The sequence below is a fragment of the Kribbella sp. genome (genome assembly GCF_035655035.1).
Taxonomy (GTDB): domain Bacteria; phylum Actinomycetota; class Actinomycetes; order Propionibacteriales; family Kribbellaceae; genus Kribbella.
In genome coordinates this window covers 1-14,743 of sequence record NZ_DASRVN010000075.1, presented here as the reverse complement: position 1 = coordinate 14,743, position 14,743 = coordinate 1, and the positions used below count along the sequence as shown (strand labels likewise).

General features: G+C 69.6%; 13 protein-coding genes and 2 pseudogenes. 7 read left to right on the top strand and 8 right to left on the bottom strand.

From position 1 onward, the window contains the following. The first annotated feature begins 123 nt into the window (after positions 1–123). Entirely contained in the window at positions 124–1,008 is an 885-nt protein-coding gene (locus tag VFF46_RS04725; RefSeq protein ID WP_325035776.1) for a polyphosphate kinase 2 family protein, read from the top strand. 66 nt (positions 1,009–1,074) lie between these two features. Here VFF46_RS04725 and VFF46_RS04720 read toward each other — a convergent pair whose 3' ends face one another. Both VFF46_RS04720 and VFF46_RS04715 read right to left on the bottom strand, forming a co-directional pair. After that, the gene (locus VFF46_RS04720; RefSeq protein WP_325035775.1) at positions 1,075–2,169 is read right to left on the bottom strand and encodes a Clp protease N-terminal domain-containing protein; all 1,095 of its coding nucleotides are present in this window, start codon (positions 2,167–2,169) and stop codon (positions 1,075–1,077) included. After that, positions 2,169–2,396 (bottom strand): ribbon-helix-helix protein, CopG family, encoded by a 228-nt coding sequence (locus VFF46_RS04715; protein WP_325035774.1) that lies wholly within the window; start codon positions 2,394–2,396, stop codon positions 2,169–2,171. The genes VFF46_RS04720 and VFF46_RS04715 overlap by 1 nt, the downstream gene beginning before the upstream one ends. Positions 2,397–2,488: 92 nt before the next feature. Here VFF46_RS04715 and solA point away from each other — a divergent pair, with 92 nt between their 5' ends. After that, entirely contained in the window at positions 2,489–3,610 is a 1,122-nt protein-coding gene (gene solA, locus VFF46_RS04710; RefSeq protein WP_325035773.1) for an N-methyl-L-tryptophan oxidase, read from the top strand. Here solA and VFF46_RS04705 read toward each other — a convergent pair. The 5 genes from VFF46_RS04705 to VFF46_RS04685 form a co-directional block, all read right to left on the bottom strand. Then, positions 3,607–4,401 (bottom strand): sirohydrochlorin chelatase, encoded by a 795-nt coding sequence (locus VFF46_RS04705; RefSeq protein WP_325035772.1) that lies wholly within the window; start codon positions 4,399–4,401, stop codon positions 3,607–3,609. The genes solA and VFF46_RS04705 overlap by 4 nt on opposite strands. Beyond that, the gene (locus VFF46_RS04700) at positions 4,398–5,684 is read right to left on the bottom strand and encodes a sulfate adenylyltransferase subunit 1 (RefSeq protein WP_325035771.1); all 1,287 of its coding nucleotides are present in this window, start codon (positions 5,682–5,684) and stop codon (positions 4,398–4,400) included. Before VFF46_RS04700 ends, VFF46_RS04705 begins: the two co-directional genes overlap by 4 nt. Then, positions 5,684–6,583, bottom strand: a complete 900-nt coding sequence (gene cysD, locus VFF46_RS04695; RefSeq protein WP_325035770.1) for a sulfate adenylyltransferase subunit CysD — start codon at positions 6,581–6,583, stop codon at positions 5,684–5,686. Before cysD ends, VFF46_RS04700 begins: the two co-directional genes overlap by 1 nt. Then, complete coding sequence (locus VFF46_RS04690; RefSeq protein ID WP_325035769.1) at positions 6,580–7,266, bottom strand: phosphoadenylyl-sulfate reductase; 687 nt, start codon at positions 7,264–7,266, stop codon at positions 6,580–6,582. Before VFF46_RS04690 ends, cysD begins: the two co-directional genes overlap by 4 nt. Positions 7,267–7,408: 142 nt before the next feature. Beyond that, positions 7,409–9,097 carry a nitrite/sulfite reductase gene (locus VFF46_RS04685; RefSeq protein WP_325035768.1) on the bottom strand — a complete coding sequence of 563 codons (1,689 nt, stop codon included), beginning with the start codon at positions 9,095–9,097 and terminating at the stop codon, positions 7,409–7,411. Positions 9,098–9,484: 387 nt separating this feature from the next. On the opposite strand from VFF46_RS04685, the gene VFF46_RS04680 reads away from it, so the two are divergent. From VFF46_RS04680 to VFF46_RS04660, 5 genes and pseudogenes are all read left to right on the top strand, one after another. Continuing rightward, positions 9,485–10,054 carry a winged helix-turn-helix domain-containing protein gene (locus tag VFF46_RS04680; protein ID WP_325035767.1) on the top strand — a complete coding sequence of 190 codons (570 nt, stop codon included), beginning with the start codon at positions 9,485–9,487 and terminating at the stop codon, positions 10,052–10,054. Further along, positions 10,051–11,247, top strand: a complete 1,197-nt coding sequence (locus VFF46_RS04675) for an MFS transporter (protein WP_325035766.1) — start codon at positions 10,051–10,053, stop codon at positions 11,245–11,247. Before VFF46_RS04680 ends, VFF46_RS04675 begins: the two co-directional genes overlap by 4 nt. A 9-nt stretch (positions 11,248–11,256) precedes the next feature. After that, on the top strand, positions 11,257–11,859 hold the full coding sequence (locus VFF46_RS04670) for a hypothetical protein (protein WP_325035765.1): 603 nt from the start codon (positions 11,257–11,259) through the stop codon (positions 11,857–11,859). A 133-nt stretch (positions 11,860–11,992) separates the two neighbouring features. Continuing rightward, positions 11,993–12,625 (top strand): annotated as a pseudogene (locus VFF46_RS04665) (amidase family protein); the annotation flags it as partial. 648 nt (positions 12,626–13,273) lie between these two features. Further along, positions 13,274–13,771 carry an amidase family protein gene (locus VFF46_RS04660; RefSeq protein WP_325035777.1) on the top strand — a complete coding sequence of 166 codons (498 nt, stop codon included), beginning with the start codon at positions 13,274–13,276 and terminating at the stop codon, positions 13,769–13,771. A 654-nt stretch (positions 13,772–14,425) separates the two neighbouring features. On the opposite strand, the pseudogene VFF46_RS04655 reads toward VFF46_RS04660, so the two are convergent. Then, positions 14,426–14,743 (bottom strand): annotated as a pseudogene (locus VFF46_RS04655) (hypothetical protein); the annotation flags it as partial.

Below are 14,743 nucleotides of genomic sequence, written 5' to 3'. Positions count from 1 at the left end.
GTTGTGGGGTGCGGGGACGGTCGCGGTCTGTCTTGTGGCGGTGGTGGTGATCGAGTCGATCTTGTGGGCCAAACGCGTTCGCAAACGCCGTGAACCGGACAGCCGATGAGGCAGGATGAGTGGATGGCGAAGCAGAAGAAGGGCGACAAGGCGGCCAAGAAGCGGGAGGCCGGCGGGGGACTGCGGGAGCTGTTGCGGGTGCCGGCCGGTGAGGTCGACCTGACGACGTACGACACGCGGTCGACGGCCGGGTTCGACGGCAGCAAGGACGACGGCAAGGAGGCGCTGGCGAGTCTCGGTGCCGAGGTGTCGGACTGGCAGGAGCGGTTGTTCGCCGAGGGGCGCAGCGGCGGGCAGCGGAGCATCCTGCTGGTGCTGCAGGGCATGGACACCTCCGGCAAGGGCGGCGTGATCCGGCACGGCGCGGGGCTGATGGACCCGCAGGGCCTGAAGATCACCTCGTTCAAGGCGCCGACGCCGGCCGAGAAGCGCCGCGGGTTCCTGTGGCGGATCCGGCAGGCGGTGCCGGGCGGCGGGATGATCGGCATCTTCGACCGGTCGCACTACGAGGACGTGCTCATCGCCCGCGTCCGGGAGCTGGTCACGCCGAACGTGTGGACCCGGCGCTACGACCAGATCAACGACTTCGAGGCCGAGCTGGCCGCGAGCGGCGTGAAGATCGTGAAGTGCTACCTGCACATCTCGCGGGAGCAGCAGAAGGCCCGCCTCGAGGCCCGGCTGGACGATCCGACCAAGTACTGGAAGTACAACCCGGGCGACGTCGACGAGCGGCAGCTGTGGCCGGACTACATGGACGCGTACCACGCCGCGATCGAGCGCTGCAACACCCCGGACGCACCGTGGTACGTGATCCCGAGCGACCGCAAGTGGTACCGGAACTGGGCGGTCACCACGATCCTGCTCGAGACCCTCAAGGAGCTGAACCCGGAGTGGCCGCCCGCCGACTTCGACGTCGAGAAGGAGAAGAAGCGCCTGGCCGCCACCTGACCAGCGGATTCGGAACGTGTGGTTGCTGAGCGTCGCGATCTGCCTGATCGTGCAGGCGGTCTGAGGTCAGTCGTCCGGGTTGATGCCGTGCCGGCGGAGTAGTTCGCGGAGCTTGGCGACCTGCTCGTGGAGGCGTTCGTTCTCGTCGAGTACCGCGTTCAGCTCGGCGAGCAGGTGATGCCGGCGACCGTACGTCGTCCAGGCCGCGGTCTGCTCCTCGGCGAACTCGGCGACGACCGTTTCGGACCGCGGCCGCCAGTTCATCCGCTGCTCGAGCTTGCGGCGTACCTGGTCGGTGTCCTCGGCGAGCTTGGTGATGATCTGGCCGCCGACACCGTCGCCGTCGTGCAGTATGCCGAGCAGCAGGTGCTCCGGCGCGACCTGCTCCGCGCCGCGCGCCCGCGCCTCGCCCCAGGCGAACTCGAACGTGCTCTTCGCCCGCGGCGTGAACGGGATCGCGCCAGCGCTCGCACCGCTCTTGCCGCGACCGATGATCTCCACCACGAGATCCCGGACGGCCGGGGCGGTGATGCCGAGCCCGGCCAGCACCCGCGACGCGACGCTCGTCCGGAGCATGATCACGCCGAGCAGCAGGTGCTCCGTGCCGACGTACACGTGGTCGAGGCCGCGGGCCTCCTCCTGTGCCAGAACGATGACCTGCCTGGCCTGATCGCTGAACTGTTCGTACATCCCGAGTCCCCTCCACCACTCTTCTTGGACGTCGAAGGTCAGGGCTTCTTCCGACAGGACCAGCTCGAGCCGCAGGTCCGCCTGCAGATCCTCGGCGGCGACCGGGTGGTGCTCCAGCCGGCTGCGGACGAACGCGACGGCCTCGGTCTGCCCGGCGCTGCCGTCGGTGATCCGGTCGAGCAGGTCGTCGACGTCGGCGACCGGCTCGAGTTGCAGGTCGGCCCGGTTCAGCGAGACGAACTGCAGCACCACCGCGACCGCGACCACCCGGTTCGCCCCGTCGAACGCCCGCGCCCGCACCAGCCCCACGAGCAGCACACCGGCCGCCTCGCCGAGCCCGCCGGTACGTCGTACGTCGGTGAGCACCCGGTCGATCGCGTCCAGGTCGGCCCGCCGTACGACGTCGTCCGAGCCGCACCGCAGCACCCGCGCGGCGACGGCGAGGACGTCGTACCGCTCGAGGTAACGCATCAGTCGTCTCCACGCAGCCGGCGCAAGGACTCCTCGTGGCGGGTCAGGTTCTCCTCCAGCAGGCGGCTGAACTGCACGTCCTGCCGACGCTGGTCCACCAGCGCCGCGATCGCCTCCCGAGCCACGTCCGACACCGACCGCCCTTCCACTGATGCCACCGTCTGCAACCGCTCAGCCAACTCCGGATCCAGCCGCAGCAGGATGTTCTTGGTCCCGTCCTTCGCCATAGATATCAAGATATCACCTCCCTTGCTCCGCTCAGGGCGGGGAGCGGGCGATAGCTGGATGAGTGAGGACATGCGAGTGAAAGAGTTAGGGCATGCGGACTGATGTGGTGGTTGTGGGGTTGGGGGCGTTCGGGTCGGCGGCGTTGTGGCGGCTGGCAGCGCGTGGAGTGAAGGTGGTGGGGGTCGAGCGGCAGGCGATCGGGCATTCGTTCGGGTCGTCGCACGGGACCACGCGGCTGTTCCGGGTCGCGTGTATGGAGCATCCGGGGCTGACCGAGATCGCGCGGAGGTCGCTCGCGCTGTGGACGGAACTGGGGGAGCGGACCGGTGAGACGTACGTTCGCCAGACCGGCTCGCTCAACGTAGGAGCGCCGGACAGCCGCCCCGTGAAGGGCGCCCGCCAGGCGGCGGCCGAGGCCGGGGCGCCGACGACCGACCTGTCCCACGACGAGGTGCGCACACGGTTCCCGCAGTACAACCTCGCGGCTGACGACGTGGCGGTCTGGGATCCGGGCGCCGGTATCTGCTACGCCGAGCCGACCGTACGGGCGCACGTCGCAGAGGCCGAGCGGGTCGGCGCGACGGTCTACCCGCACACGATGGTGACGGCGATCGACGTAGGCCGCGACGGGGTGACGGTCCGGACCCCGACGCTCGACATCACGGCGGATCAGGTCGTGATCAGCACCGGCGCCTGGCTGAGCAAGTTCGTGCCGGTGCGATTGTCACCTCGGCGTACGCCGTTGTTCTGGTTCCAGCCGAAGGACCCGGCGTCGGACGCGTTCCGCCTGGGCAACTTCCCGTCGTTCATCTGGGAGTTCGCCGACGGCAAGGGGTTGTGGGGCCACGGCTCCGACGAAGACTTCCTGGTCAAGGTCGGCCTCGACGGCGCGGACCGGGACCGCGACGTCGACCCGGACGAGTTGGACCGCTACATCCACCCGCGCAAGGACATCGCCGACCTGTCGGCGGCGATCGACCAGCACTTCCCGGACCTGGATCCCGAGCCGGTGAAGCTGATGCCCTGCATGGTCACGGACTCGCCGGACGGCCAGTTCCTGGTCGGCAGGTACGGCGACCGCGTGCTGATCGCCGGCGGCGACAGCGGGCACGGGTTCAAGCACTGCGCCGGAATCGGTGAACTCCTCGCCCGGCAAACGACGAAGGAGACGCCCTACACTGACGTCTCCTTCCTCGATCCACACAGGTTCTAGGCCGTACGGACGAGCTCCGGGCGCGCGATGATCGGTCGCGGAGCGGGCTCCAGCGTCAGCAGGTCCAGGCCCGCGACGCCGTACCGGAGCATGACCAGCCGGGCCACCTCGGCGCTGACGCCCAACGGGCGCGATACGGCGACGGCACCGGCCCGGCGGGACGTGGAGTCGGCGCGGTCCGGGAGGACGCCCGGCGCGAGGAACAGCGAGCCGACCGCCACGTGGCGCCGGCCCTCCAGCCGCCACTGCAGGACGGCCTCGGCGGGCGACGGCGACGCGGCGCACACGAACGCGGCGGTGACCGGCAGCTTGTGGCGCTGGCCCCAGAGCCGCGCGAGGCGGGTGACGCTCGCGTTCGCGTGTGAGTCGCTCGATCCGGCGCACGCCAGCACCAGCGCGTCCAGCTCGCGGACGCGGCCGCCCTTCAGCTCGGCGCGCATCCGGCGGTCCAGTACGTCGAGCAGCGTGTCGTCGTACCCGAGCACGTCGGAGGCGATGACCCGCAGCTGCGGGAACCGGCTGCGCGCCTCGTCGATGACGGCGGGTACGTCGATCCGCGCGTGGTACGCGGCCGACAGCAGCAGCGGCAGGACGACGACCTCCTCGACGCCCTCGGCGGCGAGCTTCCCGAGCACCTGGTACGGCGTCGGCGGGCAGTGGTCGAGGAAGGAGGCTTCGATCCGCAGGTCGTCACGCAGCTCGCGCAGGCACGTGACGAGGGCGTGGACGGTGGCGGCCGAGCGCGGGTCGCGGCTGCCGTGGGCGAGGATCACGAGCGCTGGAGCAGTCACAGCAGTTCCCCTTCTTCGTCGTCGATCATGCCCGCTGCCAGCGTCCACCCGTCGTGGGCGTCGATCAGCAGGAAGGATCCGGTGATGGTGTTGCGGGAGTACGGGTCGGCGGCCAGCGGTGCGGCGATCTTGAGTTGCACCTTGCCGATGTCGTTGAGGTTGAGCTCGGCGGCGTCGATGACGCCGAGGGTGTCGAGGTCCAGCGCGCCGGTGATCTTGGTGACGATCGCCTGCGCGGTGGTGGTGGTGTGCTTGATCAGCACCCGGGCCCCGACGGTGAGCGGCCGGTCGGACAGCCAGCTGACGGTGGCGGCCAGCTCCCGGCGGGTGCCGGGGGAGGCGTCGGCGGCCACGATGACCGAGCCGCGGGCGACGTCGATGTCGTCGGCCAGCCGAATGGTAACCGCCTCCCCGGCGACAGCCGAGGGCCGCTCGACGACCGCGGTCGCCGCGGGTGTCACGACGGCGCGGTCGATGCCGGCGACCGACGTACGGCGGCCGGTGGGTAGCACGATCACCTGATCGCCGACCGTGACGGTGCCGGAGGCAACGGTTCCGGTGTAGCCGCGGTAGTCGCGGTACTCGTCGTCGGTCTGCGGGCGGATCACGTACTGCACCGGGAACCGCAGCGGCTGCTGGGACGTGTCGGTCCTGCCGTTGGCGTTCTCGAGGTACTCCAGCAGCGTCGGGCCTTCGTACCAGCTCGTCTGAGTGGAGTGGTCGACGACGTTGTCGCCGACGAGCGCGGAGACCGGGATGGCCTGGACGTCGGCGATGCCGAGCTGGTCGGCGACCTCGTTGACCTCTTTGGCGATCTTGGTGAACACGGCCTCGTCGTAGCCGACCAGGTCGATCTTGTTCACCGCGAGGACGACGTGCGGCACCCGGAGCAGGCCGGCGACCGCGAGGTGCCGGCGGGTCTGCTCGAGGACGCCGTGCCGGGCGTCGACCAGGATGATCACCACGTCCGCGGTGGAGGCGCCGGTGACGGTGTTGCGGGTGTACTGCACGTGCCCGGGGCAGTCGGCCAGGATGAACGAGCGCTTGTCGGTCGCGAAGTACCGGTAGGCGACGTCGATCGTGATGCCCTGCTCGCGTTCGGCGCGCAGGCCGTCGGTGAGCAGTGCGAAGTCGAAGTCGCCGCCGCGGGCCTCGGAGACCGTCTTCACGTGCGCGATCTGGTCGGCCAGGATCGCCTTGCAGTCGTGCAGCAGCCGACCGACCAGCGTCGACTTGCCGTCGTCCACCGATCCGGCCGTGGCCAGTCTGAGAAGAGTGCTCATCAGAAGTACCCCTCTCGCTTGCGGTCTTCCATCGCGGCCTCGCTGGCCCGGTCGTCGGCGCGGGTGGCGCCCCGCTCGGTGATCTCGCTGGCCGCGACCTCGATAACAACCTCGGCGGCCGTGGTCGAGGTCGAGGCGACCGCGCCGGTGCAGGACATGTCGCCGACCGTGCGGTACCGCACCTGGCGCTGCGTGACGGTCTCGCCGTCGCGCGGCTGCGAGTAGGGGCCGACGGCAAGCAACATGCCGTCGCGCTCGAACACGTCCCGCTCGTGGGCGTAGTAGATCGACGGCAGCGGGATCTGCTCGCGTTCGATGTAGTTCCAGATGTCCAGCTCGGTCCAGTTGGACAGCGGGAACACCCGGACGTGTTCGCCCGGCCGGTGCTTGCCGTTGTACAGCGACCACAACTCCGGCCGCTGGTTGCGCGGGTCCCACTGGCCGAACTCGTCGCGCAGGCTGAAGATCCGCTCCTTCGCCCGGGCGCGCTCCTCGTCGCGGCGGCCGCCGCCGAACACCGCGTCGAACCGGTGCCTGTTGATTGCGTCGAGCAACGGAATCGTCTGCAGCTGGTTCCGGGTACCGTCCGTGCGCTCGCGCAGCCGGCCGTCGGCGATGTACTCCTCGACGCTCGCGACCTCCAACCGCAGTCCCAGCTTGGCGACGATGTCGTCGCGGTAGGCCAGTACTTCGGGGAAGTTGTGCCCGGTGTCGACGTGCAGCAGCGTGAACGGCACACCCGCCGGCGCGAACGCCTTCCGTGCCAGGTGCAGCATCACGATCGAGTCCTTGCCGCCGGAGAACAGGATCACCGGCCGCTCGAACTCCGCCGCCACCTCACGGAACACGAAGATGGATTCGCTCTCCAGAGCATCCAGCTCTGTCACGGTCGCGGTCATGTGTGCAACCCGCATTCCACCTTGCCGGTGCCCGCCCAGCGGCCGCTGCGCGGGTCCTCGCCCGGCGCGACGCGTTGCGTGCACGGCTCGCAGCCGATCGACGGGTAGCCGTCGTACTGCAGGAGATTCACGAGTACGCCGTTGTCCTGGATGTAGCTGTCCAGGTCGTCCTGCGTCCACGGGGCGATCGGGTTCAGCTTCACCATGTCGCGCTTCTCGTCGTACTCGACGACCGGCGTGTTCGCGCGGGTCGGTGCCTCCTCGCGGCGGATGCCGGTGACCCACGCCTTGTACCCGGACAGGTACCGGTTCAGCGGCTCGACCTTGCGGAGCGCGCAGCACTTGTTCGGATCGCGGTCGTGCAGCTTCTCGCCGTACTCCGCGTCCTGCTCCGCGACGGTCTGCTTCGGCAGCGCGTTGATCAGGTGGATCGGCAGCGTCGCCGCCACCGCGTCCCGGGTCCCGATCGTCTCCGCGAAGTGGTAGCCGGTGTCGAGGAACAGCACGTCGACACCCGGCGCGGCCTGTGCCGCCAGGTGCGGGAGCGCGCCGTCGGCCATCGAGGCGGTCACGACGAGTTCGTCGCCGAACGTCTCGCGGGCCCACGCGAGCACCTCGACCGCCGACGCGTCGGCCAGCCGTTCGTTCGCCTCCTCGGCGAGCGTCTTCAGATCTGTGGTCATTCCACACTCACCCGCAGTCCGATCATCTTCAGCTGGAACACCCGTGCACAGGCCCGGCACTCCCACGCGCCGTGCCCTTCCTCGGAGGGCCTGAGGTCCTCGTCTCCGCAGTACGGGCAGTAATGAGGCGCAGCGCGCTCACTCATTGCAGCGCCTCCTCGTCCGCCCGGGTGACCCACTGGGCGAACCGCTCGCCCTCGTTGCGCTCCTTCAGGTACGTCTGCGTGATCCGCTCGATGTAGTCGGTCAGGTCGTCCGCCGTCACCTTGTGACCGCGGAGCTTCCGGCCGAAGCCGGCGTCCAGCCCGAGCCCGCCGCCGAGGTGCACCTGGTACCCGGGCACCTGGTTGCCGTCGGCATCCATCACCAGCTGGCCCTTGAGCCCGATGTCGGCGGTCTGGATCCGGGCGCAGGAGTTCGGGCAGCCGTTCAGGTTCACGGTGATCGGTACGTCGAGCTCCGGGATCCGCTCCTCGAGCTCCTCGATCAGCCGGGCCGCCTTCGCCTTGGTCTCGACGATCGCCAGCTTGCAGAACTCGATCCCGGTGCAGGCCATCGTGTTCCGGCGCCAGGCACTGGGATTCGCCTGGAAGCCCAGCGCGTCCAGCTCCGCGACCAGCGAGTCGACCTGCGACTCGTCGACGTCCAGCACCAGCAGCTTCTGCTGCGCGGTGGTCCGGATCCGGTTCGACCCGTGCGCCGCGACGACGTCGGCGAACTGGGCGAGCTTGGTGCCCGACACCCGGCCGACGACCGGCGCGACGCCGACGAAGTACCTGCCGTCGTTCTGCTTGTGCACCCCGACGTGATCACCCTGTACGGCGGGAACCTCGGGCGCCGGGCCGTCGATCAGCTTCCGCTTGAGGTACTTGGTCTCGAGCACCTCGCGGAACTTCTCCACGCCCCAGTCCGCGACCAGGAACTTCAGCCGCGCGCGGTTCCGCAGCCGGCGGTACCCGTAGTCGCGGAAGATGCTGGTCACGCCCCACCACGCCTGCGCCACCTCGTCGCGCGGGATCCAGGCGCCGAGCCGCTGCGCGAGCATCGGGTTCGTGGACAGGCCGCCGCCGACCCACAGGTCGAAGCCCGGACCGTGCTCGGGGTGCACGACACCGACGAACGCGATGTCGTTGACCTCCGGTACGACGTCGTGCGACGGGTGCCCGGTGAGCGCGGTCTTGAACTTCCGCGGCAGGTTCGAGAACTCGTCGGAGCCGATGTACTTCTCGACGATCTCCTCGATGGCCGGCGTCGGGTCGATGATCTCGTCGGCCGCGATCCCCGCGACCGGGCTGGCGATCACGACCCGCGGTACGTCGCCGCACGCCTCGGTGGTGTACAGGCCGACCGCCTCGAGCTTCTGCCAGATCTTCGGCACGTCCTCGATCGCGATCCAGTGCAGCTGGATGTTCTGCCGGTCGGTGATGTCCGCGGTGTCGCGCGCGTACTCCGTGGAGACCTCGGCGATCACCCGGAGCTGCTCGGCGGTCAGCTGGCCGCCCTCGACCCGGACCCGCATCATGAAGTAGCGGTCGTCCAGCTCCTCCGGCTCCAGCGTCGCCGTCTTGCCGCCGTCGATCCCGGGCTTGCGCTGGGTGTACAGCCCCCACCAGCGGAACCGGCCGCGCAGGTCGGCGGGGTCGATGGAGTCGAAGCCGCGGTGCGCGTAGACGTTCTCGATCCGGGCCCGGACGTTCAGGCCGTCGTCGTTCTTCTTGTTCTCTTCGTTCTTGTTCAGCGGCTCGCGGTATCCGAGTGCCCACTGGCCTTCGCCCTTGCCCTTGCGGGGGCGGGCGGGTTTGCGGGCAGGAGTGGTGACGCCGGCAGTCATCGGGGCGTGTCCTTGTCCTCGTGACAGGTGCTCACCAGCGGCGGGGAGATCGAAGCGTCGTCGGTTCGATGTGTTCCGCGCGGTGCGCACCCAGCGGTGATCGGGGAATGATCAGGGGGCTGTCAGAACATCGAAGGACAACAGATGGCGCTGCGCATCCGCCCGAGGTCGACATGAATGCGACCTACGAGGTGGGTGGAGAGGGCAGCGAGCATGTCCACAAGCGTCAGCGCCAGAGCCTGACAAATCAACTCCCATTCCTACATCCTGAGACCCGATCTCACGATGTGGCTATGTGCAGCAGTCTGGTGGAGATTGCTTGGGGTGGGTTCCGTGGTGCACAAGAGCTCTTGTGCAAGAGTTCTTGTGGAAGCTACGGTGGCGTCCATGACGCCTTCGAACCGGCGGGCCGTGACTCCGTCCGTGCTGGCCGCGATGCACCATCCGTTGCGCCGCCGGCTGCTCGACCTGCTGCACGTCGACGGCCCGGCGACCGCCTCCCGGCTGGCGGAGGCGACCGGAGAACTTGTCGGCAACGTCAGTCATCACCTGAAGGTTCTCGCGTCCGCGGGCGTGATCGTCGAAGCGCCTGAGCTCGCTCGGGACCGGCGCGAACGCTGGTGGAAACGCGGCGACACCTCGGAGTACTCGTGGTCGATCGCCGACGCGAAGGGCGACCCGGCGGGGGAGTTGGTCGCGGCGTCCGCCGAGGACGTGAACCTGGCCCATCACGTCGGCAAGGTGCGGCAATGGTTCGACATCCGGTACGAGTTCGACGAGTCCTGGGTGCGGGCGGCGTACGCGACCGAGAGATGGCTCACATTGACGCCGTCACAGCTGGTCGAGCTGAGCGAACGGATCGAGGACCTGGTCCGCGAGTACCACGACCACCCGGCCGAGGGGGAGGACGCGGAGCGCGTGTTCTTCTTCGCGCACGCCGTACCTGCGCGGCCGTGAGTTCGACGGTCTTCCCGCCGCTCCGGCGAGACCGGCGGGTGCACGGCTGGATCCTGTCGGCCGCGATCTCGTGGGCCGGAGACACGGCCTGGTACGTCGGCCTCGCGTGGAGCGCGGCCCAGGTCACCACGCCCGCCGGGGCCGGACTGGTGATGGGCATCGGCGCGCTGCCGAAGGCGCTCATCCTGCTGTACGGCGGCGCGCTCGCGGACCGGCTCGACGGGCGGCGGACGATGATCCTGGCCAACCTGGCGCGGATCGCCGTACTCGCCGCCGCCGCCGTGGCGGTGCTGGTGTGGGGGCTGTCGCTCGGGTTGCTGATCGCGGTGGCGGTCGTGTTCGGGGCGGTCGACGCGCTGTACACACCGGCGTCCGGGACGATGCCGCGGCGGATGGTGCGGTCCGAGGACCTGGTGAAGCTGTCGGCCGGGACCCAGCTGGCGACGCGGCTGGCTGCGTTCGCGGGCGCGCCACTGGGCGGTTTGCTGGTCGCGCACGGCGGGCTGGTCACGGTGATGATCGTCGACGCGGCGTCGTTCGTGGTGATCGCGGCGGCGCTCGCGTTCGTCGTGAAGCCGCGACTGCCGCAGCCGGTGTCCGCGGGCGGCTCTGTTCGTGCCGATCTGCGCGCCGGGTTCGCGTACCTGAAGCGGGACGTCCGGGCGCGGACGCTGGTGATCGCGTTCTCCGGGCTGAACCTGTGCGTCGGGCCGATCCTGGCGGTCGGCTTGGTGCAGCGGACGCATGCCGGCGGGTGGGGCTCGGCCTGGTACGGCTGGTTCCAGGCGGCCTCCGGGATCGCAGCCGCCGCCGGTGCCGTGGTGGCGATGCGGTGGAAGCCCACGGACCTGGCGCGGTCGGGGCTGCTCGCGTTGGTGGTCCAGGCGGCCGGGTGCGCGATGATCGGGGTGGTGCCACGGTTGGCGATCTTCGTCGCGATGGCGATGATCGGGAGTACGGCGGGAATCGCGTCCGCGCAGCTGTCCGCGGCGTTCCAGCAGAGCGTGGATCCGCAGTACCTGGGCCGCTCCTACAGCATCGTGAACCTGTCCGACGAGGCGCTGATGCCGCTCGCGATGACCGGTTTCGGTGCGCTGATCAGCCTGGCGAGTATCCCGTTCGCCTGCGTGCTGGTCGGCGTACTGTTCGGGGCCCTGATGCTGTGGGCCGCGACGCGGGCACGGCGCACGTAGACTCGCTGCGTGCCCGGTTGGGAGAGCGTCCGCGAATTCACCCTCGGCAATGTGGAACGCCCCGCGACACCCACGCACAACCGCGTCGAATGGGGCCCGAACGCGATCCGCATACCGTCAGGCCCGAAGGACGAACGCGTGCTGACGGCGTGCGCGTACGTCGGCCCCGACCGGACGCTGTACGCCGACGCCGCTCTGACCGAACTGCTCTGCCGCGTGTTGCAGCTCTCCGAACACGCGTGGTCGGTCGAGGACGCCGCCGGTACCGAACTCGGCACCATCACCCGCATCCCGTCCGCCCGCCGACTTCTCCGCCCTAACTGGCGCATCACCCAGCCCGGCCACCCGGACATCCTCGGCCGCACCGAATGGCTGAGCGGCCCACCCGTCCGCCTGGCCGCGAAGGCCGCCAGCCGCCTCCTGGTCGGGGTCCTCGACGGCCTCACCGGCATCGGCGACGAAGGCGGCGACCAACCCACCCGCCCCCGCACCCTCGAATGGCGCTCCGCCAACACCCTCGCCATGCACTCCGAAGGCACCAACCTCATCACCCTCCACGCCAACTGGCTCGACCGCCGCCTCCCCTTCGCCTACTCCCTCCTCGCCGAATGACCCAAACCAAGAACCGCCTCCGCCCCACCCCGCCTCACCCACACACCGCACCCGCCCGTGCCGACAGGTCGGGAAGCCGTCCTGGCATGGTTCACGGGTTTCGCGTTGTAGTGATGCGGGTTGAGGAGGCGCGGTGCGGAGGTTGACGGCGCGGGAGATTGCTGAGCTGGTGCGGGGTGGCTCGCTTACTCCGGGGGAGGTGGTGGAGGAAGCGCTGGATGCGGCGCGCCGGTTGGATCCGGTGCTGCACTTCTTGGACGCGTTGGATGTGGAGGGCGCGCGACAGGCAGCTGAGCGCGTAGATCCTGCGGGCGCGCTGGCCGGCGTACCGTTTCTGGTGAAGGCGCGGACGCCGCCGGAGTCACCGATCCTGCAACGCCTGATCGCGGCGGGCGCGGTCCCGATCGGCTGGTCGACCCGGGCACGAAGCGGCGCAGTGTCGTTGACGTTCGGATGGAACGGGCGTGAGTACACCCGAAACCCCTGGGACCTCACGCGCTCGCCAGGCGGCTCCACCGCAGGCGGAGCAGCCGCGGTGGCAGCAGGCGTCGTACCCCTCGCAACCGGCGGCGACAGCGGCGGCTCACTCCGCATCCCGGCCTCGTTCTGCGGCATCGTCGGCTTCAAAGGCACGTACGGCCGCATCCCCCGCCCCACCGGCCGCGGCCTCGGCGAACTAACCACCGCCGGCTTCCTCGGCACCAACCTCGACGACGTAACCCTAGCCACCAGCCTCACCAGCGGCCCCCACCGCCTAGACCCCACCGCCCTACCGCACTGGCCAGTCCCATCACCCACACACCCACCCACCAACTGCCCCCATCCACCCGCCCCTCACCCCCAACGATCCGGCCCCTCCTCCCACCCCTGCACCGACGCCGGACAGCCTGGCGGGCAGGCCGGACAGACTCTTGGGTACGCCGGACAGATTGCCGGGTACGCCGGACAGGCTGCCGGGTACGCCCGACCGTGGGGCGACGGCAGCCAACCCTCGGCCGCCTGTGCTCATCTACCCGGCGCCGGTGGCCTACCCTCGGGTGACTGCACCGCACCGTCGGCCTGTTGCGCCCAACCGTTCGGCGGCAGCGTCCAACCGGCCGGCGGGTACGCCGGACCTCCAGACCCTGGCGCCCAACCGCCAGACGCTTGCGTCCAACTGCCCGGCACCTCCGCCGGACCCTCGGGCGGTAGCTCCCAATCGTCACGCGCTGGCGCCGGACCGTCCGGCAACTGCCTCCAGCGAAACGGCTGCGCCGGACCGTTCGGTGGCAGCGCCCAATCGCTCGGCGGGTGCGCAGGGCTGGCCGGCTGTTGCGCCCGGTCGGTCGGTGGTTGCGTCCAGGGGCGTGGGCGGTGGCGGGTTGCCTATCGCTCGACGGTCGGCTCGTCGCCGGCGGGAGCGGACGTTGATCGGGTGATTCGCGAGCGGTTGGCGGAGCGCGGCGTGGAGGTGGTGGATCTGCCGTTGGACCTTGAACCGACCGATGACGCCTGGCCGGTGTTATCGGCGCTCGACAACGGGCGTGGGGTGTCGGCTGCTGAGGTACGGCGGGCTCGGGAGGTACGGGATCGCAACAACACCGCGTTGGCCGACCTGTTCGCCGAGGTCGACGTACTGGTGACCCCGACAACCCTGACTGTTGCCCACGGCTACGACCAGCACGAGGAGAGCATCGTGACCGGCGACCCGTGCTGGGTGTTCAATGTGACCGGACATCCCGCAGTCAGCGTGCCGGCCGGCCTGGCGGACGGTTTGCCCGTCGGTGCCCAGGCTGTTGCGCCGCACGGAGCTGACGAGATCGCGCTGGCGGTCGCCCGACTAATCCAAGCAGATCTGCCCCAACCGCCCATACGGCAGCAGTTGCTGACGACTCCTAGTACTGCGACCACTCGGTCATCGCGGGGCAGTTGAGGGGCGCCGTCCGCGGACGTGCGGGGGTGTTGCGCCTACTCGGTTATGGCGGAGCAGTTGAGGGGAAGTATCTGCGGACGTCCCGGGTGCTGCGACCTCCCAGTCATTGCGGGGAAGCCGACGGGCGCCGTTTGCGGACACCCCGGGGTGCTGCGACTACTCGGTTATCGCGGAGCAGCTGAGGGAAGCATCTGCGGACTTCCCCGGTACTGCACCACTTCAGTCATCGCAGGGCGGAGGGGCCCGCGTGCGGACACCCGGGAGTGCTGCCACTACTCCGTCATCGCGGAGCAGTTGAGCGGAAGCGTCCTCGGACGTCCCGAGTGCTGCGACCACTCAGTTAGCCCCGTACAGGTGAGGGGCGGCATCTTCGGACGCCTCGAGTTGTGCAACCTCTCGGTCGTCCTGAGCAGTTGAGGGGCAGCATCTTCGGACGTCCCGAGGTGTGCGACCACCTGGTTACCCGGGACCAGCTGAGGGCAGTCTCGCCGGACGCCCCAGGTACTGCGTCTGGGCGGTGGAGAACGGCATCTGCGGATGCCCCGGGTGCCGCGACCACTCGGTCGGCTCGGGGCACCTGAGGGTGGCTGTTCTGACTGCGCCGGTCCGAGGCGAGCGCCTGGTCGCCGGTGCCGCCCAAGTTGCGGTTCGTGGTTAGTACGGCGGTGGTTCGTGTGTCCGTGCCGGTGCCTGTGCCGGTGCCTGTGCCTGTGCCGGTGCCTGTGCTTGTGCCTGTGCCTGTGTTGGTGGTGTGGGTGTGATGGGGCCGCGTGCTGGTGGGACGGTGGTGTAGCGGTGGCCGGTGGGGGTGGTGAGGGTGATGGAGCCGTCGGGGTGGGGTGTGGTGGTCCAGCCCCAGGTGGGGGTGTCTTTGATGATGTGGTGGTATTCGCAGTAGGGGACGAGGCCGGTGAGGTTGGTGCGGCCGGTTTTCGCGTAGGGGGTTGCGTGGTCGCGGTCGCATTCGCGGGA

Excerpts from the sequence above, each read along its gene's own strand:
- VFF46_RS04725 (WP_325035776.1), top strand. The coding sequence starts at position 124 with ATGGCGAAGCAGAAGAAGGGCGACAAGGCGGCCAAGAAGCGGGAGGCC.
- VFF46_RS04720 (WP_325035775.1), bottom strand. The coding sequence starts at position 2,169 with ATGCGTTACCTCGAGCGGTACGACGTCCTCGCCGTCGCCGCGCGGGTG.
- VFF46_RS04715 (WP_325035774.1), bottom strand. The coding sequence starts at position 2,396 with ATGGCGAAGGACGGGACCAAGAACATCCTGCTGCGGCTGGATCCGGAG.
- solA (WP_325035773.1), top strand. The coding sequence starts at position 2,489 with ATGCGGACTGATGTGGTGGTTGTGGGGTTGGGGGCGTTCGGGTCGGCG.
- VFF46_RS04700 (WP_325035771.1), bottom strand. The coding sequence starts at position 5,684 with ATGAGCACTCTTCTCAGACTGGCCACGGCCGGATCGGTGGACGACGGC.
- cysD (WP_325035770.1), bottom strand. The coding sequence starts at position 6,583 with ATGACCGCGACCGTGACAGAGCTGGATGCTCTGGAGAGCGAATCCATC.
- VFF46_RS04690 (WP_325035769.1), bottom strand. The coding sequence starts at position 7,266 with ATGACCACAGATCTGAAGACGCTCGCCGAGGAGGCGAACGAACGGCTG.
- VFF46_RS04685 (WP_325035768.1), bottom strand. The coding sequence starts at position 9,097 with ATGACTGCCGGCGTCACCACTCCTGCCCGCAAACCCGCCCGCCCCCGC.
- VFF46_RS04680 (WP_325035767.1), top strand. The coding sequence starts at position 9,485 with ATGACGCCTTCGAACCGGCGGGCCGTGACTCCGTCCGTGCTGGCCGCG.